We start from the raw sequence: 21,363 nt of genomic DNA, 5'->3' as shown, positions 1-21,363 counted from the left end.
CATGCGTACGCCCATGAGCGAGACGGACCCCTCCGGCGGCCGCCCCGATCCCGAGCGCACCGGCAGCACCCCGGCCCCCGGTTCGGCGGCGCAGCCGTCGGGCGGCGCGGCCGCGGCCCGGCCGGAAGCGCGCGACGGCGGTCCGGCCGCCGACGGCCCGGCGGAGAAGCCGGCCCGTGAGAAGAGCGGCAGCGACTGGTTCGCCCCGCGCAAGGCCCCGGCCCCCGGCTCGGGTGCGACCCCCGCGGCGGGCACACCCCGCCCCGGTCAGGGCCCCGGTCCCGGTCAGGGCCCCGGCGGCCCGTCCGGTGCGGCGCCGACCCCGCCCCGCCCCGACTCGCCGTTCTTCTCGGACGCCCCGCAGCGCCAGGGCGCCCCGCGTCCGGGGCGCAGCGCCCTCGACGACCTCGACGGCGGCGGGCCCACCGGACCGCGTCCCGCGCCCGGCCCCGGCGGACAGGGGCCCTCCGGCCCCACCACCGGCCCGGCCACCGGGAGTTCGTCGCTGACTCCGGACCTCGACCGTCTGCCCGGGGCCGGTTCCCAGGCGGGCCCCGGCGCACCCTCGGGCCCCAGGCCCGGCGGCGTACCGCCCCGGATGTCCGACGACACCGCGATCCTGACTCCGCAGGCGCCCGCCCCGTCCCCAGGCCCGGGTGGCAACGTCCCCGGCGGGAACGTCTCCGGTGACACGCTGACCAGCGGTATCCCAGTCATTCCCGCGGAGCCCCGTTCCGCCTTCCCCGGCGGCCCCGGCGGGGTCCGTCGGCCCGAAGGCCCCATGGGCGGCGGTCCGGTGGACCCGGGCACCCCCGCGCCGGCTCCCGCGCCCAGGCCCGCTCCGAAGCAGGCGGCGCCCGCCAAGAAGGGCCGCTCCAAGCTGGTCCTCCTGGGCGCGGGTGTCGTCGTGCTGCTGGGTGTCGCCTACGGGGCCGGTCTGCTGATGAACCACTCCGAGGTCCCCAAGGGCACCACGGTGCTCGGTGTCGACATCGGCGGCGGCACCAAGGAGGAGGCGGTCACCAAGCTCGAGGCCGCGCTGGGCAAGCGCGCCCAGGCGCCTCTGCAGCTGTCCGTGGACGGCAAGGAGGAGAAGCTCGATCCGGAGAAGGCCGGTCTCACCCTGGACAGCCAGGAGACCGTCCGCGGCGCCGCCGGCAGTGACTACAACCCGGTCTCCGTGATCGGCTCGCTCTTCGGTGGCGCGCGCCCGGCCGACCCGGTGATCCCGGTCGACGAGGAGAAGCTCGGCCACGCCCTGAACGACCTGGCCGGCACGGCGGGTTCCGCCACGGACGGCACGATCAAGTTCGAGCCGAACAAGGCCGTCGCCGTCCCCGGCAAGACGGGTCAGTCCCTGGACGTCAACCGGTCGATGATCTCCGTACGGGACGCCTACCGCGCCCAGGTGCAGACCGGTGAGCCCGCTTTCGTCGAACTCCCGGTCGCCTCACGCGAACCCACCGTCACCGCGGCCGAACTCGACCGTGCGATGAAGCAGTTCGCCGAGCCGGCGATGTCCGGACTGGTCACCATCAAGGCGGGCCCCAAGCAGATCGACTTCGGCCCGGCGAGGTCGCTGCCGCAGATCCTCTCGATGAAGCCCGTGGACGGGAAGCTGATCCCCGTCTACGACACCAAGGCGATCGACACCCTGCTCGACGGTGTCTTCGACGGCATCATGATCACCAAGGGTGACGGGCAGCAGCACGAGGTCTCCTCCAAGGACGTCGCCCAGGCCATGCAGGGCGCGCTCCTCGGCAAGACCCCCGCCGAGCGCACCGCGGAGATCGATCTGACCGGCCAGGGCTGACCGCCCTCCGCCTCCGCACGACCGCCTCCGCCCGGCCCCGGGCGGAGGCGGAGCCGTACCGGCCGACCACGCAGGAGCGCCTGATGTCCACCCGGTGGAGCCTGACGATCGACTGCGCGCACCCGAAGGCGCTCGCGGCGTTCTGGGCGTCGGCCCTGGGGTACGTGGAGAAGCCGCCGCCCGCCGGTTTCGCCGGCTGGGAGGAGTGGTACGCCCACCATGGCGTGCCCGAGGAGGAGTGGGACGACGGCGCCGCCCTGACCGATCCGGACGGCGCGGGTCCCGATCTGTCCTTCCTGAAGGTGCCCGAGCCCAAGACCGTCAAGAACCGCCTGCACCTCGACGTGCAGGCCGGGGGCGGCCGCGCGACCCCCTGGGAGACCAGATGGCCGCGCGTGAGGGAGGCGGTGCGCCGGCTGACCGCGGCGGGCGCCACGGTGATCCGGGAGTACGAGCTGGACGGCAGGCCCGACCACGTGCTGATGGCCGACCCGGAAGGCCACGAGTTCTGCGTGCTCTGACCGCCGGGCGGGAGTGAGGACGTACGTGAGCCCGGCCGCGGTGTGCGCGGCCGGGCTCACGTCCTTCCTTCGAGGCTGCTGCCTTCCGGACTACGGGAAGGAGACCACCTGGGACGGAACGGTGTCCGTGCCCGACGTGGGCGATCCGGTGTCGTTGATGACGTGGTCGTACTGTCCCTGTCCGCCGAGGGAGACGACGAGCAGGTCGTGGAACTTGACTCCGGGCTTCACCGGAGCCTGGAACCCGTGCTGCTGACGGATGGTCGGGTCGACGTTGAAGTAGCAGTAGCTGCCCATGCCCCAGCCCTCGTGGGTGGTGACGGAGTCGTCGACCTTGTAGGCGGCGTACCCCTTGATGTCGCCGTTCTGGATGGCGGCCTGGTCGGGGGCGTCGTAGGCCTTCTCGTTCTGGAAGAAGATCGTCTTCCCGTTCTCGCCGGACCACTGCACGTCGTACTTGTTGAAGTGCTCGACGAACAGGCCGGTGGCCAGCACGTCGTCACCCTTGACATGGACTCCGTAGTCGGCCCTGTTGGTCTCCCAGCCGACGCCGTCGCCGTGGTCGGCACGCCAGACCCAGGTGTGGTCGATGATCGTGTCGTCGCTGTTGACGACGATGCTGGTGGTCGCCTTGCCGGGGCCGGCGCCACCGACCCGGACGAACACGTCCTGGAGGCTGGTCGGGTTGCCCGCGTGGTCGGCCGAGGCGCCGTGGGGGCCGACCTCCACCAGCGTCTCGGAGTTGACCGGGCCCGCATCGACGAGGAGTCCGGCGAGCTTGACGCCGTCGACGTCGCCGACCTTGATCGCCGTGACCCCGTTGTCCGGGATGATCGTGGCGAGGCCGAGTCCGAGGGCGACCGTGTTCGCGCGGTCGATCTCGATGGGCTGGTCGACGTGGTAGACGCCGGGGGTGAAGAGCAGGTGCAGCCCCTGGTCCACGGCCGCGTTGATGGTCTGCGCGGTGGCGCCGGGCTTGACCACGTAGAACTGGCTGAGGGGGATGGACTCGCCCTGCGGGGTGCCGTTCCAGGAGACGCCGCGGGCGTTGGTGCGCTTGGCGGGGACGAAGACCTTGTAGGCGTCGCCGTCGAGGTAGAGGAAGGGCTTCTCGCGGGAGACCGGGGTGTTGTCCAGGGTGGTGTAGGGGGGCTCGGGGAAGCTCTGGGCGGGTGCGCCCTCGACGCCGGAGAAGGTCATGTTCCAGACGCCGTTGCCCCAGCTGCCGATGGAGCTGTCGCGGGTGTACCACTGCTGCTGGGAGTAGGGGCCGACCTGGCCGTCGATCTTGCTGTCTGCGATGTAGCCGCCGCTGGCCCAGCCGTAGCCGTCAGGCGCGAGGTTGAGGCCGCCCTTGACGTGCATGCGGCGGAAGGGGGCGGCCTGGGAGACGGCCCAGCGGTTGGTGCCGCTGACCGGGTTGAGGGCGAGGTTCTCGGCGGAGCGCCAGAAGTTCTGGGTGGCGTTGCCGTTGAACCAGCCGGCGTCCACGGTGACATCGCCGTTGAAGGTGGTGTCGTCCGGCTTGAGGCCGAGACCCGCGATCTGGGTGTAGAAGCCGATCTGGGCGTTGATGTTGTCGTAGGTGCCCGGCTTGAACATCAGCGCGTAGCGGTCGGTGCCGAACTGCGCGGACTCCTGCTTCTTGAAGATCTCGTCGACCTTGCCCTGGATGTCGGGCGTCGAGGGGTCGAAGACCAGGACGTTCGGTCCGAGGTCACCGCCACCCGGCAGGTCCGCGGCCTCGTCGCCGAACGCCGACTGGGCCGTGGGGAAGGCCATGAGCAGCGAGACGGCGAGTGCGGCGAAGCCGAACGCCCTGGACCTGCGGTGTCTGCGCGGTGCCGTGGGGGGCACGGTGTGCGTGGGGGGAACGTGCATGAATGACGTCTCCTGAGTCGTGGTACGGGTGCACGACGAACTGCGAGAAAGCGAGAGAGCGCTCTCTCTCGTTTCGCCGATGTAACCGCTGTCGCCCTGGACACGTCAAGAGGTGTGCGTCAGGAGTCTCCGCGGATCGCGGAGGGGGCAACAAATAGCGCCGCTCGTAAGGCAATTGGGCTGATTCGGTCCGAGATCGCGGCAGTGGCGGCTTCAGAAGGTGACCGCACCGCAGGCCGAGGACGTGCGGGCCGGGCCCGCCGACACAGGTGCCGAGCGGATGCGGGTCGTCGGGTCCACGCGGCCGGGGTCCGGACCCCGGCCCGCCGCACGCTCAGTTCAGCAGCGCCCTCGCGGCCTGGGCGCGGTGGCGGACGGCCTCGGCAGTGGCCGGCTCGACCCCGTCGACGATCTCGGCGTACTCCTCCATCTCCGCGGCCCCGCGCAGGAACTCCCCACGCTGCACCAGCAGCTGGGCCCGCTCCAGGCGGAGCCTGGCGGGATGCGAGGGGAGCAGCAGGGAGAGTTCGAGCGCCCACAGGGCGACATCCGTGCGCTCGGGGCGGGCGGCCGCCCAGGCCCGGACGTTGTTGAGGATCCGCAGCACCGTCTCCAGCGGCCTGGCGGGCACCGGTGTCAGTGCCGTCGGCGGCGTTCCGGTGGCACCCGCCACCAGCAGTTCCGCGTCCTGCCCGCTGAGCGGCGCGCCTCCCGCGAAGGGGTCGGCCAGGACCCGCTCCTCCGGGTCGCCGAAGCCGACGACGTAGTGGCCCGGGAGCGCCAGGCCGTACACCGGCGCCCCGGCTCGCCTGGCGACCTCGATCCAGACCACGGACAGCAGGATCGGCAGACCTCTGCGGCGCCGCAGCACCTGCTGGAGCACCGAGGACTCGAGCCGCTCGTAGTCCGGGGCCGAGCCGGCGAAACCGCAGCGCTCGCCCAGGAGTTCGGCGAGCGCCGACGCCCACACCCGGGGGCCGCGGGCGCCGTAGGGGAGGAGGCCAGCGAGCCGGTCCAGCTCGATCTGCGCCTCGTCCACACCGTAGGGATCGGCGTCCCCGGGCGAGGGCGGTGAGGTCTCCGCGCCCAGCAGCAGGCAGAGCAGCGCGAGGTCGGGCCGCTCGGTGCGGGCCTCCTCGGCGAAACGCTCCCGCCGCTCGGCCCTGCCCGGATCTCCGGCGCTCATCTCAGACATCTGTCCCCGCTGCCGTCTTAGCTACGCGGACCTGAAGTGGTGGTAGCTGTGGTGGGTGGCGAAGCCCATGCCGTCGTAGAGCGCACGGGCACCTTCATTGTCCGCCTCCACCTGGAGCCACGCGGCCGAGGCACCCTCGTCCAGTGCCCTGCGGGCCAGGGCCGCCATCACGTCGGTCGCGATACCGCGGCGGCGGTACTCGGGCGCCACCTCGACCGCCATGAAACCGGCCCAGCGGCCGTCCACCACGCAGCGTCCGATCGCCGCCGGGATCCCCGACGGGTCGTTGCCCGGCACGGAGGCGAACCACACCGAGGGGCCGCTCCCCAGCACCTTCAGCACATGGGGGCCGGGGGTCTCGAAGCGCTGGTAGCGCGAGAGCCACGCCTCGTCGGCTTCCCGGGCCATCCGTACGGCGGACACGTCGCGGTCGAGGTCGCCGATCGGGGCGAGCGAGGCGATCCGCACCTCGGCCGTCACCTCCCGCCGCCACCCGTGTTCCTCCAGGCCGGCGCAGAGTTCCTCCTGTGTGCCCTCGGCACCCGTGGAGGTCTGGACGTAGGCGGGCAGCCCGCGTTCCCCGTACCAGCTCCGGACCCTGTCCAGGGCGTCACCGAGCGGCACGCCCGGATCGCCGAGCGGGAGCACGGAGTTGGCGCGGCGGGTGAAGCCGCCGGCCGCGCGCAGCGTCCACCCGCCCAGCGGCTCGCTCTCGACGGGCTGCCAGGCCCGGGCGGTGGCCAGGGCGAGTTCGGCGAACGTGGCGGCCGGGCCGCGGCGGCGTGCGGGAGCCGGGGGCACGACCTTGCCCGCCACCAGCGCGGCCGCCTCGATGCGCACGTTCTCCCCCCTCCGCGTCGTGACGGAGAGCACGCCCTCGTCCCAGGATGTGAGAACCCCGACCGTGTCGGTGAACTTCGCGCCCTGACCCCCCGCGTTGACGCCGGACCTGACGGAAACGCGTTTGCCCACGTCAGCGGGGGTGATGCGAACCTCTAGTCGTCCGCCGATAGTGAATTCCACAGCTCTGTCAGCCCCTCCTGTTCGGATCGTGCCCCGGAACGGAGATACTAGGGGCGGGCATCGACGACGCCGCGCTCCCGCGCGAGAGCCAACGCCCTACCGAGGAGGAACGACAGCGTGACCTACGTCATCGCGCAGCCTTGTGTCGACGTGAAGGACAAGGCCTGCATCGAAGAGTGCCCCGTCGACTGCATCTACGAGGGCTCACGGTCCTTGTACATCCATCCGGACGAATGCGTCGACTGCGGAGCCTGTGAGCCGGTCTGCCCGGTGGAGGCCATCTTCTACGAGGACGACACCCCGGAGGAGTGGAAGGACTACTACAAGGCGAACGTCGAGTTCTTCGACGACCTCGGCTCGCCGGGTGGCGCCTCCAAGCTGGGCCTCATCGAGCGCGACCACGCGTTCATCGCCGCGCTGCCGCCGCAGAACCAGTAATCAGCGGCCGCACGAGCGCCGCCCGGTCCCGTACGGCTCGTCACCGTGCGGGACCGAGGTGTTTCCAGGCCGTCCCCGTGCGGCACCCGCGGCCGCCCCCGTACGAGAAAGCAGAGTTCCGTGTCCGCAGCAGTTCCCGTCTCCTCCCGTCTCCCGGTCTTCCCCTGGGACCGGCTCGAGCCCTACAAGGCGACGGCCGCGGCCCACCCGGACGGCATCGTGGACCTCTCGGTGGGCACGCCCGTCGACCCGGTGCCCGAGCTGATCCAGCAGGCGCTCGTCGCGGCCGCCGACAGTCCCGGCTATCCGACGGTGTGGGGCACCGAGGCCCTGCGTGACGCGCTGACCGGCTGGGTCGTGCGCAGGCTCGGCGCGGCAGAGGTGACCCACCGCAACGTCCTGCCGGTCGTCGGTTCCAAGGAGCTCGTGGCCTGGCTCCCCACGCAGCTGGGGCTCGGCGCGGGCGACAAGGTCGCCTACCCCCGCCTCGCCTACCCGACGTACGAGGTCGGCGCGCGGCTCTGCGGAGCCGAGCCCGTCGTCTACGACGACCCGACGGAGCTGGACCCGGAAGGCCTCAAGCTGCTCTGGCTCAACTCCCCGTCCAACCCGACGGGCCGCGTCCTGCCGAAGGGCGAGCTGACCCGGATCGTGGCATGGGCGCGCGAGCACGGGGTGCTGCTCCTCAGCGACGAGTGCTACCTGGAGCTCGGCTGGGAGGCGGAACCCGTCTCCGTGCTCCACCAGGACGTCTGCGGAGGCACGTACGAGGGGATCGTCGCCGTCCACTCGCTCTCCAAGCGCTCCAACCTCGCTGGTTACCGCGCCGCGTTCATCGCGGGTGACGCGGCGGTCCTCGGCGAGCTGCTGCAGATCCGCAAGCACGGCGGGATGATGACGCCGGCTCCGGTGCAGGCGGCCACCGCCGTGGCGCTCGGCGACGACGCCCACGTCGAGGAGCAGCGGGCCCGCTACGCGCGGCGGCGCACCGCGCTGCGCGCGGCGCTGGAGGCCCACGGCTTCCGGATCGAGCACAGCGAGGCCAGCCTCTACCTCTGGGCCACGCGCGACGAGGCGTGCTGGGAGACCGTGGCGCACCTGGCGGAGCTCGGCATCCTCGTGGCACCCGGCGACTTCTACGGTCCGGCGGGTGACCGCTTCGTGCGCGTCGCCCTCACGGCCACGGACGAGCGGGTGGACGCCGCGGTCAAGCGCCTGTCCTGAGCTTCTCCCGGACGCCGAGGGGCCTCGAAGACGCGACGCGTCTTCGAGGCCCCTCGGCGTTCCGGACGGCGTGGGCCGCCCGCGGATCAGCCGATCGGCAGGTTGCCGGCGGACAGCTCGCCGCCCGCGGCGCCGCCGGCCGTCTCCAGGGCCTTCCCGGCGGCGGGCAGGGTCGTGCCGACGACCTTGCCGCCGGTCTCGTCGGCCACCGAGGAACCCTGCTTCGCGGCGGAGTCCAGCGTGCTGCTGACGCCGGCGCCGTCGAGCGAGGTGAGGCCGCCGAGAGCGGGGGTCTGCGGGAGCCCCGCGGCACCGGCGGCTCCGGCCGCGCCGACCACGGGGGCCGCACCAGCGGCGATCAGCAGCGCGGCACGGGCGATCCGACGGGTCAGGGGGAGGGACATGATGCTCCTTCGGCGGGACGTCAACGGGTTCGCGGCGGATACGGAATCCGCCTGTCCGGTGATCGGACGCACTGAACAACCGGTCCGGGGGCGGGGAAGGTTGCGGGGCACCGAGGTAAAGACTGGGTAATGCGTCAGATAATCCGCAGCGGAGGCTCCCTGGTGGCAGGGGGTGTTCGCGCGGAGTTGGTGAATCGTCACTCCTCCTTTCCCGCAAGGGGATCGGCCTTTCCCGCCGGGGTGCCGGGGGAGCGGTGGAGTTGACGATCGGGCGTAGGCGGAACGGCCCGTTCGGATGATGGGCCGTACTACTGAGCGAGCCGCATTCGGACGGTGCCGGAGCCCGACCCCTCGCGTTCGGTCCGCCATCCGGTGCCGGCCGTCCAGACCCGTCCCGCGTAGGAGACCTCGTCGATCCGCAGCGTGCCTGCGCGCGCGACCGCCCAGTGGGCGAGCTCCCAGCCGCGCCGCGCCGTCGCGTCGTCATCGGCCCGCACGGGAACCGACACGGTGCTCGCGGCCGCCGCGCCGGCCGAACCGGTGGAGGGCAGGACGTCCTTCCCGAAGGCCCGCACCAGATCGGCCCTCACCTCCGAGGCGTCCCCGGGTCCCCCGGCCGCCTCGGACGGCAGCGAGCAGCTCAGCGAGGCCGGCGCGCTCCCGGTCAGCGCGGCGGACAGCAGGGCCGCGTCCGGCTCGTGCTTGGCGTACGCCTGGGGGAACCCGCTCTTCTGGACCCGCTGGGCGGCGACGGTCAGCGGCAGCCTCGAATAGCCCGGGACCTCCGCCAGATGCTCGTAGAACTTCCCGGACGAGTACACCGGGTCCATGATCTGCTCGGGCGTCCCCCACCCCTGGGAGGGGCGCTGCTGGAAGAGCCCGAGGGAGTCGCGGTCCCCGTGGTCGATGTTGCGGAGCGCGGACTCCTGCAGCGCGGTGGCCAGGGCGATGGTCACTGCGCGCTCCGGCAGCCCGCGGGTGGTGCCCACCGCGGAGATCGTCGCGGCGTTGGCCGCCTGGTCCGGGCTCAGCTCGTACGTACGCCCCTCGCCCTCGCCCACGGGGCCCACGGTGCACCGGGGCGCCCCCTTGTGCCCGGAGAGGTACTGCACGGCCATGTAGCCCGCCAGGGCCACGAGCACGGCGAGGGCGGCCGCGGCGCGGAGGAGGCGGCTGCGGCGTCGGGGTGAGGAACTGGTCCTGGGCACGGGGCAACCGTACTGGAGGGTACGAGCGGGGCCGGGACCGAAGTCCCTTAGGCTCTTGACCATGGACGGACACACGATCGATCTCTCCCTGCCCGGCCCCGAGCTCACCGCCCGGCTGGTCGACTTCCCGTCGGTCAGCGGACAGGAGAAGGACCTCGCCGACGCCATCGAGGCGGCCCTGCGCCCGCTGCCCCATCTGCGCGTGGACCGCCACGGCAACAACATCGTGGCCAGGACACAGCTGGGCCGCGCCGAGCGCGTCGTCCTCGCGGGGCACATCGACACCGTCCCGATCGCGGACAACGTGCCGTCCCGGCTGGACGGGAACGGCGTGCTCTGGGGGTGCGGCACCTCCGACATGAAGTCGGGCGTGGCCGTCCAGCTGCGCATCGCCGCGACGGTGCCGGAGCCCAACCGCGACCTCACGTTCGTCTTCTACGACAACGAGGAGGTCGCCGCCCACCTCAACGGCCTGGGACACGTGGCCGATGCACACCCCGAGTGGCTGGAGGCGGACTTCGCGGTCCTCCTGGAGCCCTCCGACGCCCAGGTCGAGGGCGGCTGCCAGGGCACCATCCGGGTCCATCTGCGTCTCGAGGGGGAGCGGGCCCACTCGGCTCGCAGCTGGATGGGCTCCAACGCGATCCACGCCGCCGCACCCGTGCTCGCCCGGCTCGCCGCCTACGAACCGCGCCGGCCGGTGATCGACGGCCTGGAGTACCGCGAGGGGCTCAACGCGGTGGGGATCGAGGGCGGCGTCGCCACCAACGTCATCCCCGACAGCTGCACCGTGGTCGTCAACTACCGATACGCGCCCGACCTCAGCGCGGAGCAGGCCGAGGCGCACGTCCGGGAGGTCTTCGCGGACTGCGGAGTCGTCGGATTCACCGTCGACGACCACTCCGGTGCCGCCATGCCCGGCCTCTCGCACCCGGCGGCCAAGGCCTTCATGGAGGCGGTCGGCGGCACCGCGCAGCCGAAGTTCGGCTGGACGGACGTCTCCCGGTTCGGCTCGCTCGGGGTGCCCGCGGTGAACTACGGACCCGGGGACGCGCTCTTCGCGCACAAGCGTGACGAGCACGTGGCGGTCGACCGGATCACCCACTGCGAGGACCGCCTCCGCTCCTGGCTCACCAGCTGACTCACGGCATTCCCCTGCGCGTAACCTCCGCCGATCTACGCTGAAGCGACACACGCACAACGCAGGTCGGCGGAGGGAGCAGGTCATGGGCAACCCGGAGGACGCGAGGATTTCCGAGGGCGCGCAGATTCCCGAGGGTGCGGTCCCGCCCGAGGAACAGCGACTGGGCCCGGTTCTGCGTCGCAGGGAGCAGGTCCAGCCGGGCACGACCGATCAGCGGCTGCTGGATTCCGAGGGGGACTCCGAGTGGGTCCACACGGACCCGTGGCGCGTCATGCGGATCCAGTCGGAGTTCGTGGAGGGGTTCGGCGCCCTGGCCGAACTCCCCAGCGCCATCAGCGTGTTCGGCTCGGCGCGCACGCCGGCGGACGGGCCGGACTACGAGGCGGGCGTACGGATCGGCAAGGCGCTCGTGGAGGCGGGCTTCGCCGTCATCACCGGCGGCGGCCCGGGAGCCATGGAGGCCGCCAACAAGGGCGCGCGCGAGGCGAAGGGCGTCTCGGTCGGACTCGGTATCGAGCTGCCCTTCGAGTCGGGGCTGAACCCGCACGTCGACATCGGGGTCAACTTCCGCTACTTCTTCGTCCGCAAGACGATGTTCGTGAAGTACGCCCAGGGATTCGTCGTGCTGCCCGGGGGCCTCGGCACGCTCGACGAGCTGTTCGAGGCGCTGACCCTGGTGCAGACCGGCAAGGTCACCCGCTTCCCGATCGTGCTCTTCGGCACGGAGTACTGGAGCGGGCTCGTGGACTGGCTGAGGGACACCGTGGTCGCCGGGGGCAAGGCCTCCGAACGCGACCTGATGCTCTTCCACGTCACGGACGACGTTGAAGAGGCGGTACGGCTGGTCACCAAGGAGGTCGGCCGGTAGGGCCTGGCCGGCGGATCATGGCCGGTGCCTGGCACGGCACCGCCGTGTTGCCGAACGTCCCGGCAGCTCCGCCGTCGAGCCGCTCCAGCGTCTTGCGATGCACCGCACCGGACGCCGCGGCCCGTTCGACCCTGATCCGCCGGGCAGGCCCAGGAGGTGCGCCGGGAGGGGACCGCCGGCCCGCGGTCCCCTCCCACCCGCGCGTCGTGGGGCGACCGCCGGGGGAGGCCCTGCCCCGGGTGTCTACGCCAGACCGCGCCGGGCGACGGCCGGGGGCCGGTGGCCGGCGATCGAGGCCACCATGTCGAGCACCTGCCGGGTCTCGGCGACCTCGTGCACCCGGTACACCTGGGCGCCCAGCCAGGCCGACACGGCCGTGGTCGCGAGCGTCCCGATCACGCGTTCCTTCACCGGCCTGTCCAGGGTCTCCCCGACGAAGTCCTTGTTGGAGAGCGAGACCAGGACCGGCCAGCCCGTGGCCGTCATCTCGTCCAGCCGCCGGGTGGCCTCCAGGGAGTGCCGGGTGTTCTTCCCGAAGTCGTGCCCGGGATCGATCATGATCCCGTCGGGCCTGACACCCAGCTCCACCGCCCGCTCCGCCAGCCCCACGGTCACTCGCAGGATGTCCGCCATCACGTCCTCGTAGACGACCCGGTGCGGCCGGGTGCGGGGCTCGGCGCCGCCGGCGTGCGTGCACACGAGGCCGGCCCCGTACCGCGCGGCCACCTCCGCCAGCTTCGGATCGACACCGCCCCACGCGTCGTTCAGCAGATCCGCCCCGGCCTCGCAGACGGCCTCACCCACGTCGTGGCGCCAGGTGTCGACGCTGATCACCACGTCGGGGTGGCGGCGCCGCACCTCCGCGACGAAGCCGACCGTGCGGCGCGCCTCCTCCTGGGCCGTCACCTCCTCGCCGGGGCCGGCCTTGACACCGCCTATGTCGATGATCGCGGCCCCTTCGGCCACGGCCTGCTCGACCCGGGACAGCGCAGGTTCGTCCCGGAAGGTCGCGCCCTGGTCGTAGAAGGAGTCGGGCGTACGGTTCACGATCGCCATGATCACCGGTTCGTCCGGACCGAACTCCCGCCGCCCCAGCCTGAGCGCCCCGTTTCGCATCCCTGGTTCCTCCTGTAGCTCGCCCCGCGCCTGCCACGACGGGGCCGGACCGACCCTAACTGTCGGTGGCGCATGGCACGATCTGACCCGGACAGGTATTCCGCTCCCGGGGAGATGCACGTGTTCTGGTTCTTGCTGCTCACGATGGTCGTGGTCGTGGCCGCGGTCACCCTGGCGGTCGTCGGCGGAGGCGGTGGCGCGGTGCTGCGGGACGTCGAGCCCGAGCGGCTCACGGACCCGCTGCCCGCAGGCCGTCCCGTGGGCCGCGCGGACGTGGAGGCCATGCGGCTGCCCATGGCCGTACGCGGCTACCGCATGGCGGACGTCGACGAGGCGCTGGGCAGGCTGGGGGCCGAGCTCGCGGAGCGGGACGCCCACATCGCCGAGCTGGAGTCGGCGCTCGCGGGTGCCCAGGCGACCGCGGTCAACGGCCCCGACCTGCTCAAGCGGCCGGCCGACGCCCCCGAGGCCGAGGACGGCCCGCGGGGCGGGGAGGAGGGACGTTGAGCGGCGCCGAGCCCGCCGCCGACGGGCGCCCGCGCTGCCCGTGGGGTCTCTCCACGGACGACTACCTCGCCTACCACGACACCGAATGGGGCCGGCCGGTCCACGGGGACGACGCCCTCTTCGAGCGCCTCTGCCTGGAGGCGTTCCAGTCCGGGCTGTCGTGGCTGACGATCCTGCGCCGCCGCGAGGGCTTCCGCGAGGCGTTCGCCGGCTTCAGCATCCCGGCCGTCGCGAAGTTCACCGACGCCGACAAGGAGAGGCTCCTCGCCGACGCCGGGATCATCCGCAACCGCGCGAAGATCGACGCCACACTGGCCAACGCGAAGGTGCTGGCCGGCTGGGGCGAGGGCGAGCTGGACGCCCTCATCTGGTCGTACGCCCCCGACCCGGCGACCCGCCCGGCCCCCCGGGTCCTCGGGGACGTCCCCGCGGTCACCCCGGAGTCCACCGCGCTGGCCAAGGAGCTCAAGAAGCGGTCCATCCGCTTCGTCGGCCCCACCACCGCGTACGCCCTGATGCAGGCCTGCGGTCTGGTCGACGACCACCTGGCCGACTGCGTGGCCCGGGGCGGCGGGCGGTAGGGGCCCCGCCCGTTCCCTCACGGACCGGACGGGGCGGGAGCCCGTCGGTGCGGGCCCGGCCTACCGGCCGAGGTACTTCGGCCGCTGCTTGGCGAGGAAGGCCTCGACCGCGATGGTGTGGTCCTGCGAGGCGCCCGCCTTCGTCTGGAGCTCGTCCTCCTTCTCCAGCGTCTCGGCGAGCGAGTGCCCGGCCCCGTAGGCCACCGAGGACTTCAGGGCCGCGTAGGCCACCGTCGGTCCGTCCGCCAGGGCGCGTGCCACCGCGTGGGCCTCCTTCGCGAGGTCGGCGGCGGGCACCACCTTGTTCGCGATGCCGAGGTCGTACGCCTCCTGGGCGGAGATCGAACGAGGGAAGAACAGCAGGTCGGTGGCGCGGCTCGCGCCGATCAGCCGGGGAAGGGTCCAGGAGACGCCCGAGTCCGCGGTGAGTCCCACGCCGGCGAAGGAGGTGTTGAAGGAGGCGGTGTCCGCGACCACGCGGTAGTCGGCGGCGAGCGCGAAGCCGAATCCGGCCCCGGCGGCGACCCCGTTCACCCCGGCGACGACGGGCTTCGCCATCTCCGTGAGGGCCCGGACGATCGGGTTGTAGTGCTCCCGCACCGTGCTCAGCGCGTTGCCGTCCTCCTGGCCGCGCGCCTCGGAGAGCTTCCCGACGTGTTCCTTGAGGTCCTGGCCGACGCAGAAGGCGCGCCCGGTCGCGGTGAGCAGAACCGCCCGCACGGCGGTGTCGTCGGCGACCGCACGCAGAGCGTCGCGGAGCGCGACCTTCGCGGCGGTGTTCATGGCGTTCATCGCGTCGGGCCGGTCGATCGTGATCGTCGCGAGCCCGTCGCTCACGTCCGTGAGTACGGCGTCAGCCATGGTGTCGGCCATTCCTCTGTCCCCTTAGAAGCTGTTGTCTTACTCCGGCCGCCTCAGCCCCGACCGGGGTAGGACAACAGCTTCTTGCGGCTCCGGCGTCGTGCCTGTCCAGGCAAGCATGGCGGAGATCGGCCGGGCCGGACATGTGACCTGCGTCTAACGATTGGAGTTCGGCCGGGGGCCGACGGTGGCGCAGTATCGCAGCTGGATCGCCGTATTGGGTGGTTTTGGGAAAGCGCGTTGCGCAAGCGATGCCGACCGATGTTGGTCATCGGGGTCATCGATGCGGGATAATGCGGAGGAAGCATTGTGTTCGACGCCGGTGAGGCAGCGCCTGTCATGGGGCCGCCGGCTGCGATGAGCTGGTTTCAGGAAGGGGAACGAGCATGGCGGCCATGAAGCCGCGGACGGGCGACGGCCCGCTCGAGGTGACAAAGGAGGGGCGGGGCATCGTCATGCGCGTTCCGCTCGAAGGCGGCGGTCGGCTTGTCGTCGAGCTGACACCGGACGAGGCCGATGCACTCGGTGACGCGCTGAAGAAGGTCGTCGGCTGAGGCGGCGCCCACACTTCACTGCTGCCCCGGCACGGGTTCCGTGCCGGGGCAGCAGTGCGTAGGGGCGAGCTCCGGGGGCGGCTCGCCCAGGGGCACTCGCGGTGCGCGCCCGGTACTCCTCAGGAGCGGGACCTGCCGGGGTCAGCCGCGCCGCACCGCGCAGAGCAGGCCGTCACCGACCGGCAGCAGCCCCGCCATCAGCTCCTGGCTCTCGCGCACCGCCCGCAGCAGCTCGCGCAGCCGCAGCACCTCGGCGGGCTGTGCGGCGGAGTCGATCGTCCGGCCGTCCGCGAAGACGCCCTCGAAGCAGACCAGGCCGCCCGGCCGTAGAAGGCGCAACGATTCAGCGAGGCAGTCCATGCTCTCGAGCCGGTCGCCGTCGCAGAAGACGAGGTCGTACCCACCGTCCGCGAGGCGCGGCAGCACGTCCAGGGCGCGCCCGGGGATGAAGCGGGCGCGGTTGGTGGCGAAGCCCGCGGCGCGGAAGGCCTGCCGGGCGAACTGCTGCCGCTCGGGCTCCGGATCGACGGTGGTCAGCACGCCGTCCGGGCGCATCCCCTGCAGCAGATAGATGCCGGACACGCCGGTGCCGGTGCCGATCTCGGCCACGGCCTTGGCGTCCGCGGTGGCAGCGAGCAGGCGCAGTGCCGCACCGGTGCCCGACGACACCGGGCGGAGCCCTGACTCACGGGCCCGGTCCCGGGCCCAGAGCAGAGCTTCTTCCTCGGCGACAAAGGCGTCGGCGAATGCCCAGCTCGTCTGCCGGTTGGCGGTAATGACCCTCTCCTGTCCCCGTAGTTGGCGCAACGGTGACTGTATCCGCTGCGCTCGGGAACCCGCAGATGGGACCAGGCGTTAGGCAAGGACGTGGAGGGACGTGCGGACCGGGCCCCGTGGCCGGGACCGGAATGTGCCTCTTGCCCCCGGGGACACCGGGGCAACAGCAGGTAAAAAGGCTTATCCGGAGCTAACGGGCGAGGTGGCTATGGTAGGGGCTCCGCTGGACACCACCAGAGCCGATAGGGGAGGTGCGGCTGCGCCTGTGGATCGGAGAGGAGTGCTGCGGCGCTTCCTCGGATCGGTTGGTGAGCCGAAATCCGTGACCGACATTGCTGACCGTTCTTCCGACAAATCCGCACCGACCGCGACCTTCGCCTCAGATGCGGATTCCCAGGCGTGGACCCCGCCCTCATGGGAAGAGATCGTCAGCACGCACAGCGCCCGGGTGTACCGCCTGGCCTACCGGCTGACGGGTAACCAGCACGACGCCGAGGACCTCACCCAGGAGGTCTTCGTACGCGTCTTCCGTTCGCTGTCGACCTATACACCCGGCACCTTCGAGGGCTGGCTGCACAGGATCACGACGAATCTCTTCCTCGACATGGTCCGCCGCAAGCAGCGGATCCGTTTCGACTCCCTGGGCGACGACGCGGCCGAGCGCCTGCCGAGCCGCGAGCCCTCCCCGCAGCAGGTCTTCAACGACACGCACTTCGACGCGGACGTGCAGCAGGCGCTGGACACCCTCGCGCCCGAGTTCCGCGCGGCGGTCGTCCTCTGTGACATCGAGGGCCTCTCGTACGAGGAGATCGCCGCCACCCTGGGCGTCAAGCTCGGGACGGTGCGCAGCCGCATCCACCGCGGCCGCTCGCACCTGCGCAAGGCGCTCCAGCACCGTTCACCCGAGGCCCGTGCCGAACAGCGCTCGCTGGCGGACGCGATCCTGGCAGGGGAGGGCGGTACGGCGTGAGCGGCACAGGTCCGACCCCTGCGGAACAGCATCTGGGGGACCGCCTCGCCGCGCTCGTCGACGGCGAACTCAAACACGACGCGCGCGAGCGGGTCCTGGCACACCTGGCGACCTGTGCCAGGTGCAAGGCGGAGGCGGATTCCCAGCGGCGGCTGAAGAGCGCCTTCGCGACGTCGGCCGCCCCCTCCCCGTCCGAGGGTTTCCTCGCCCGCCTGCAGGGCCTCCCCGGGGGGCCGAGCGGCGACGGCCCCGGGGACGGCTTCGGCGGCGGCCGGAGCTTCGGCGAGGGAGTCTTCCCCGTCTCGCGGCCCGGACGCCCCGGGGAGAACCGGCGATCACCGCTGGACGGCCTCGGGTACCTCCCCACGCCCCACGGCTCGACCGCCGTGCTGCCGGGCGGTCCGTCGGCCTCCGGTTTCCGCATCCACGACGTGGCGAGGGAGGCGGAACGCTCGCCCTGGCGCGCCCGGCGCTTCGCCTTCGTGGCGGCCAGCGCGGTCTCGCTCGCGGCCATCGCGCTCGGAGGCTCGCTCCCGCTCGACCAGGGACCCGAGCCTCAGCTGAGCGCCGAGGGCGCGGGCAGCAGCACCACCCCGCTCGACGCGGAGGACCGGACCGGAGCGGCCGCGGTGGTCAGCCGCGGCGGCGGAGGCGCCCTCGCCGTCGGTGAGGACGCGCGCGTCCGGCCCGGTGCGACGCCGACGGCCCCGGCACCGTCCGCTCTCGCCTCGGCACCCTCACTGCTCGGCACCCCGACGCTGACCGGCTCCACCGGCGCCTTCCCGGTGCTGAACGTCGCCGTGCCTCCGCTGATACGTCCGACCGACGCCGGCCCGCTGTACTCGGCCGCGCTCGGCCCGGGAGCGGACCCGGTGCCGTCCGCGACGGCCGCCGCCTCCGCCTCGCCGCGCGACCACGCGGTGTCGCTCACCCCGCTGCGCTGAACAGGGCCCTGCGCGCCGATTCGCAAACCTGGTTGAATTCCGGCAGGGACGCCCCGCGGGGCGTGCAAGGGCCAGTGGCGGGGAGAGCATGGACGACGGGAAGCCCAGCGGGCCGAAGGCGAAGTGGTGGAGCCGCCCCTCGGCGGCGGAACGGAATCGTCCGGCCGGTCCGGAGCACACCTCCGCTCCCTCCGGGGCGGCGAGCACACCCGAGGTGGCGCCCGCGGGAGGCGGCGAGCCTGCCGGACCCCCGGCGCCGTCCGCGCGGCCGGCCGATGGAGGCGGGACGGTCGTCGCGCCCACGGCACAGCGCACACACATGACGGTGGACGGGGACTTCACGCCCGCTCCGCCCGCTCCCGCACGCCCGCAGGCGGAGCCGGAAACGTCCGCCGACCCCGGACCGGTGGCGGAGGCCGCGCCGGGCGCCCCGGAGCCCCTGGCCACCGCCCCGGGGACGACCCGGGCCCGGCCCCTGCACGCTCCCGACGAGTACAGCACCCCGCCGTACGGCGGTCCGGGGCCGTGGGCGCCCGCGCCGCCCGTACAGCGCCCCGTACCGACTCCCGCCCACGGCACCTCCGTACCGCCGCCCTACGCGGGCACCGACGGCCATGGCGCACCCGCGCAGGGCTTCCACGGCCACTCCGCGGACGGCCGCACCGGCCCCTACGCGCCGACGGCGCACGCCGTGCCGCAGCAGCCCTCGGCAGGGCATCCCGCCGCGCCGGCCCCCGTACCGGTGCCCCCGGCCCAGGAGAACCACCCGCACGGGGCCTCGCAGTGGCCGCGGTACGACCCCTGGAGCGCCCAGCAGCAGCCGCTGAGCCACCACGGCCAAGGCCCTGACGCCAGGCCGCGCAGGAGCCGCCGGGGGGCCGCGCTGGCCGGAGCGGCGCTCCTCGCCCTCGTCGCGGGCGGGATCGGCGGCGGCATCGGTGCCTACGTCGAGCGCAACGGCGGCCTCACCACGGTCGAACTGCCCCAGTCGGCGAAGGACGACGGCGGCCGCGCACCCGACAGCGTCGCCGGTATCGCCGCCAGTGCCCTGCCCAGTGTCGTCACGCTCCACGTCAGCGGCTCCGCGGAGTCCGGCACGGGCACCGGCTTCGTCCTCGACGACCGGGGCCACATCCTGACCAACAACCACGTGGTCGCGCCGGCCGGTGACAGCGGCGACATCACCGTCACCTTCAGCGGCGGCGAGAGCGCCCCGGCCGAGATCGTGGGCAAGGACAGCGGCTACGACCTGGCCGTCGTCAAGGTCAGCGGCGTCTCGGGCCTCAAGCCCCTGCCGCTCGGCAACTCCGACAACGTGCGGGTGGGCGACCCCGTGGTGGCGATCGGCGCCCCCTTCGACCTGTCCAACACGGTCACCTCGGGCATCATCAGCGCCAAACAGCGCCCCATCACCGCGGGCGGGGAGAAGGGGGACGGCAGCGACGTCAGCTACGTCGACGCCCTGCAGACCGACGCACCCATCAACCCGGGAAACTCCGGCGGCCCGCTGGTGGACACCGAGGCCCGGGTCATCGGCATCAACAGCGCCATCCGCGCCGCCGACAGCGCGGCCGGGGCGGAGGGCGGCCAGTCCGGCTCCATCGGGCTCGGTTTCGCCATACCGATCAACCAGGGCAAGCGGGTCGCCGAGGAGCTGATCAACACCGGCAAGGCGACACACCCGGTGATCGGCGTCACCCTGGACATGGAGTTCACCGGTGACGGGGCCAAGGTCGGCGGAGCCTCCGCGGGCGGCGGACGGGCGGTGACCGAGGGGGGACCGGCCGACAAGGCGGGCATCCGTGAGGGCGACATCATCACCGAGGTGGAGGGCGGCCGGGTGCACAGCGGGGAGGAACTGATCGTCAAGATCCGCGCCCACCGCCCCGGTGACCGGCTGGGACTCGTCCTGACCCGGGGCGGCAGAGAACTGTCCATGACGTTGACGCTGGGTTCGGCGAGCGGCACCTGACGGCCACCGGCAGGTACCGCCCGGACAGCTTCGCCGGGTACCGTGGAGCGGTCCGGGCCCCTGCCGACCTGGCGACGGAGACCACGCGGAGAACACGCGGAGAACACGAGGAGCAGCAAGGTGTTCAATGACATAGGCGCACTCGAGCTGCTGACGCTCGTGGTTCTCGCCGTGCTCGTATTCGGCCCGGAGAAGCTGCCGAAGGTCATCCAGGACGTCACGCGCACCATCCGCAAGATCCGCGAGTTCTCGGACAGCGCGAAGGAAGACATCCGCTCGGAGCTCGGACCGCAGTTCAAGGACTTCGAGTTCGAGGACCTCAACCCCAAGACGTTCGTCCGCAAGCAGCTGATGGACGGCAACGACGACCTGGGGCTCAAGGAGATCCGAGAGAGCTTCGACCTGCGCAAGGAGATGGCCGAGGTCACCGACGCGGTGAACGGCCGGGAGAGCGCGTCGTCGAACGGCGCGGCGGCCACCGAGGGCTCCAAGCCCGACCTCCTGAAGAAGCCCGCGCAGCCGGCCAAGGACGAGCGCCCGCCCTTCGACGCCGACGCCACCTGAGACCCGTCAATCCCGACTCGTCCGGACGGTATGGCTATTCTCCATCTGTCCGGTTGCGAGGTTGCCCATGCCCACGGGGGGAGGGCCGCTCCGGATCAGCGGGAGATCGAGGAGGCGGCCGGGCAGATGGAGACGACGAGTCGGGCAGGGGCGGATGATGCGCCCAGCGCAGTCACCGGGGAAGGGGTGCCGGCGTCCCGGCGTACGGTCGACGGCTATCTCAAGGCGCCGTTCCCCTGGTACGGGCTGGACGAGGCCTTCACCGGGCCGCGCTGGCTGATGCAGGTCACCGCGGGTGCGGGCGACACCGTGCACCACGGTTCCACCGGGCACGGCGAGGAGCCCGTCGTGCGGGCGGACGCCGGCGCGGAGAAGGCACGTTTCGCGGTGGTGGTGACGGTGGGCAGCAGCCCCGTCCGGGACAGCGACGACGGTACGGGCGTCCTGGACGCGACCACGGTCTCGTCGGCGGCCTGGCTGGCCGGCTCAGGCCTGCTGGACTGCACCTGGCCGCCACAGATGGACCACACCCTGCGTGGTGAATGGCTGAACCAGCAGACCGAGACCGCGTTCGAGCTCGCCGACGAACTCGGCGAGGAACCCTGGTCGACGCTGTCGCTCCCGGTCGACGGAGTGCCGGTGGACTTCCACTACCGCGAGTCCGAGTTCGGCTGGGTCCTCGCCGGTTCGGCCCCGGACGGGGTCCACATCGGCGCGTACGGGCGCGGCATGAGCGCCTACGGCCTGGGCTTCGCGGTGATCGGCGACATCGCGTCGTACGAGAACTGAGCCAAGCGG

The 21,363-nt window shown here is 72.4% G+C and carries 22 protein-coding genes; 14 read left to right on the top strand and 8 right to left on the bottom strand.

The annotated features are described in order from the left end of the window. Positions 1 to 13 precede the first annotated feature (13 nt). Positions 14 to 1,813 carry a hypothetical protein gene (locus ACGFNN_RS11530; RefSeq protein WP_393554865.1) on the top strand — a complete coding sequence of 600 codons (1,800 nt, stop codon included), beginning with the start codon at positions 14 to 16 and terminating at the stop codon, positions 1,811 to 1,813. A gap of 83 nt (positions 1,814 to 1,896) precedes the next feature. Further along, positions 1,897 to 2,334 (top strand): VOC family protein, encoded by a 438-nt coding sequence (locus tag ACGFNN_RS11525; protein WP_393554863.1) that lies wholly within the window; start codon positions 1,897 to 1,899, stop codon positions 2,332 to 2,334. Positions 2,335 to 2,424: 90 nt separating this feature from the next. On the opposite strand, the gene ACGFNN_RS11520 is transcribed toward ACGFNN_RS11525, so the two are convergent. The 3 genes from ACGFNN_RS11520 to ACGFNN_RS11510 all read right to left on the bottom strand — a co-directional run bounded on the left by ACGFNN_RS11520 (position 2,425) and on the right by ACGFNN_RS11510 (position 6,433). Continuing rightward, complete coding sequence (locus ACGFNN_RS11520; RefSeq protein ID WP_393554861.1) at positions 2,425 to 4,215, bottom strand: coagulation factor 5/8 type domain-containing protein; 1,791 nt, start codon at positions 4,213 to 4,215, stop codon at positions 2,425 to 2,427. A 334-nt stretch (positions 4,216 to 4,549) separates the two neighbouring features. Continuing rightward, positions 4,550 to 5,401: a transglutaminase-like domain-containing protein gene (locus ACGFNN_RS11515; RefSeq protein WP_393555122.1), complete on the bottom strand. Its 852-nt coding sequence runs from the start codon at positions 5,399 to 5,401 to the stop codon at positions 4,550 to 4,552. A 30-nt stretch (positions 5,402 to 5,431) separates the two neighbouring features. Beyond that, a complete protein-coding gene (locus ACGFNN_RS11510; protein WP_393554859.1) occupies positions 5,432 to 6,433 on the bottom strand; it encodes a GNAT family N-acetyltransferase in 1,002 nt (333 codons plus the stop codon). Positions 6,434 to 6,550: 117 nt separating this feature from the next. Between ACGFNN_RS11510 and fdxA the strand changes: the two genes are divergently transcribed. Continuing rightward, a complete protein-coding gene (fdxA, locus tag ACGFNN_RS11505; protein WP_014154250.1) occupies positions 6,551 to 6,871 on the top strand; it encodes a ferredoxin in 321 nt (106 codons plus the stop codon). Between the two features lie 120 nt (positions 6,872 to 6,991). Then, positions 6,992 to 8,095, top strand: a complete 1,104-nt coding sequence (locus tag ACGFNN_RS11500; RefSeq protein WP_393554857.1) for a bifunctional succinyldiaminopimelate transaminase/glutamate-prephenate aminotransferase — start codon at positions 6,992 to 6,994, stop codon at positions 8,093 to 8,095. Positions 8,096 to 8,181: 86 nt separating this feature from the next. Here ACGFNN_RS11500 and ACGFNN_RS11495 read toward each other — a convergent pair whose 3' ends face one another. Together ACGFNN_RS11495 and ACGFNN_RS11490 are read right to left on the bottom strand one after the other, a co-directional pair. Beyond that, on the bottom strand, positions 8,182 to 8,499 hold the full coding sequence (locus ACGFNN_RS11495; protein WP_385035612.1) for an ATP-binding protein: 318 nt from the start codon (positions 8,497 to 8,499) through the stop codon (positions 8,182 to 8,184). Positions 8,500 to 8,807: 308 nt separating this feature from the next. After that, the gene (locus ACGFNN_RS11490) at positions 8,808 to 9,707 is read right to left on the bottom strand and encodes a hypothetical protein (protein ID WP_393554855.1); all 900 of its coding nucleotides are present in this window, start codon (positions 9,705 to 9,707) and stop codon (positions 8,808 to 8,810) included. 61 nt (positions 9,708 to 9,768) lie between these two features. Between ACGFNN_RS11490 and dapE the strand changes: the two genes are divergently transcribed. After that, positions 9,769 to 10,848: a succinyl-diaminopimelate desuccinylase gene (gene dapE / locus ACGFNN_RS11485; protein ID WP_393554854.1), complete on the top strand. Its 1,080-nt coding sequence runs from the start codon at positions 9,769 to 9,771 to the stop codon at positions 10,846 to 10,848. Between the two features lie 85 nt (positions 10,849 to 10,933). Beyond that, the gene (locus tag ACGFNN_RS11480) at positions 10,934 to 11,719 is read left to right on the top strand and encodes a TIGR00730 family Rossman fold protein (RefSeq protein WP_362556292.1); all 786 of its coding nucleotides are present in this window, start codon (positions 10,934 to 10,936) and stop codon (positions 11,717 to 11,719) included. A gap of 243 nt (positions 11,720 to 11,962) precedes the next feature. On the opposite strand, the gene folP is transcribed toward ACGFNN_RS11480, so the two are convergent. Next, the gene (folP, locus tag ACGFNN_RS11475; RefSeq protein WP_362556290.1) at positions 11,963 to 12,835 is read right to left on the bottom strand and encodes a dihydropteroate synthase; all 873 of its coding nucleotides are present in this window, start codon (positions 12,833 to 12,835) and stop codon (positions 11,963 to 11,965) included. A 114-nt stretch (positions 12,836 to 12,949) separates the two neighbouring features. On the opposite strand from folP, the gene ACGFNN_RS11470 reads away from it, so the two are divergent. Together ACGFNN_RS11470 and ACGFNN_RS11465 are read left to right on the top strand one after the other, a co-directional pair. Beyond that, positions 12,950 to 13,342 carry a DivIVA domain-containing protein gene (locus ACGFNN_RS11470; RefSeq protein ID WP_362556299.1) on the top strand — a complete coding sequence of 131 codons (393 nt, stop codon included), beginning with the start codon at positions 12,950 to 12,952 and terminating at the stop codon, positions 13,340 to 13,342. Continuing rightward, entirely contained in the window at positions 13,339 to 13,923 is a 585-nt protein-coding gene (locus tag ACGFNN_RS11465) for a DNA-3-methyladenine glycosylase I (protein WP_362556288.1), read from the top strand. The genes ACGFNN_RS11470 and ACGFNN_RS11465 overlap by 4 nt, the downstream gene beginning before the upstream one ends. Positions 13,924 to 13,983: 60 nt before the next feature. On the opposite strand, the gene ACGFNN_RS11460 is transcribed toward ACGFNN_RS11465, so the two are convergent. Then, positions 13,984 to 14,796: an enoyl-CoA hydratase/isomerase family protein gene (locus ACGFNN_RS11460; RefSeq protein ID WP_393554851.1), complete on the bottom strand. Its 813-nt coding sequence runs from the start codon at positions 14,794 to 14,796 to the stop codon at positions 13,984 to 13,986. A gap of 374 nt (positions 14,797 to 15,170) precedes the next feature. Between ACGFNN_RS11460 and ACGFNN_RS11455 the strand changes: the two genes are divergently transcribed. Beyond that, positions 15,171 to 15,338: a DUF3117 domain-containing protein gene (locus ACGFNN_RS11455; RefSeq protein WP_003966491.1), complete on the top strand. Its 168-nt coding sequence runs from the start codon at positions 15,171 to 15,173 to the stop codon at positions 15,336 to 15,338. Between the two features lie 141 nt (positions 15,339 to 15,479). Here ACGFNN_RS11455 and ACGFNN_RS11450 read toward each other — a convergent pair whose 3' ends face one another. Beyond that, a complete protein-coding gene (locus ACGFNN_RS11450) occupies positions 15,480 to 16,145 on the bottom strand; it encodes an O-methyltransferase (RefSeq protein WP_362556284.1) in 666 nt (221 codons plus the stop codon). Between the two features lie 178 nt (positions 16,146 to 16,323). On the opposite strand from ACGFNN_RS11450, the gene sigE reads away from it, so the two are divergent. The 5 genes from sigE to ACGFNN_RS11425 all read left to right on the top strand — a co-directional run bounded on the left by sigE (position 16,324) and on the right by ACGFNN_RS11425 (position 21,354). Beyond that, on the top strand, positions 16,324 to 17,085 hold the full coding sequence (sigE, locus tag ACGFNN_RS11445) for an RNA polymerase sigma factor SigE (RefSeq protein ID WP_393555120.1): 762 nt from the start codon (positions 16,324 to 16,326) through the stop codon (positions 17,083 to 17,085). Continuing rightward, positions 17,082 to 18,029: an anti-sigma factor family protein gene (locus ACGFNN_RS11440; protein WP_393554848.1), complete on the top strand. Its 948-nt coding sequence runs from the start codon at positions 17,082 to 17,084 to the stop codon at positions 18,027 to 18,029. Before sigE ends, ACGFNN_RS11440 begins: the two co-directional genes overlap by 4 nt. 88 nt (positions 18,030 to 18,117) lie before the next feature. Beyond that, positions 18,118 to 20,001, top strand: coding sequence for a trypsin-like peptidase domain-containing protein (locus ACGFNN_RS11435; RefSeq protein ID WP_393554846.1), 1,884 nt, complete (start codon positions 18,118 to 18,120; stop codon positions 19,999 to 20,001). Positions 20,002 to 20,121: 120 nt separating this feature from the next. After that, positions 20,122 to 20,565: a sec-independent translocase gene (locus ACGFNN_RS11430; RefSeq protein WP_362556278.1), complete on the top strand. Its 444-nt coding sequence runs from the start codon at positions 20,122 to 20,124 to the stop codon at positions 20,563 to 20,565. Between the two features lie 126 nt (positions 20,566 to 20,691). After that, positions 20,692 to 21,354 (top strand): hypothetical protein, encoded by a 663-nt coding sequence (locus tag ACGFNN_RS11425; RefSeq protein WP_362556276.1) that lies wholly within the window; start codon positions 20,692 to 20,694, stop codon positions 21,352 to 21,354. Positions 21,355 to 21,363 lie beyond the last annotated feature (9 nt).

This window comes from Streptomyces sp. NPDC048590 (genome assembly GCF_043199535.1).
Lineage (GTDB): Bacteria > Actinomycetota > Actinomycetes > Streptomycetales > Streptomycetaceae > Streptomyces.
Note: the sequence above shows the minus strand (reverse complement) of the source record. Positions and strands in the feature narration are given on the sequence as shown.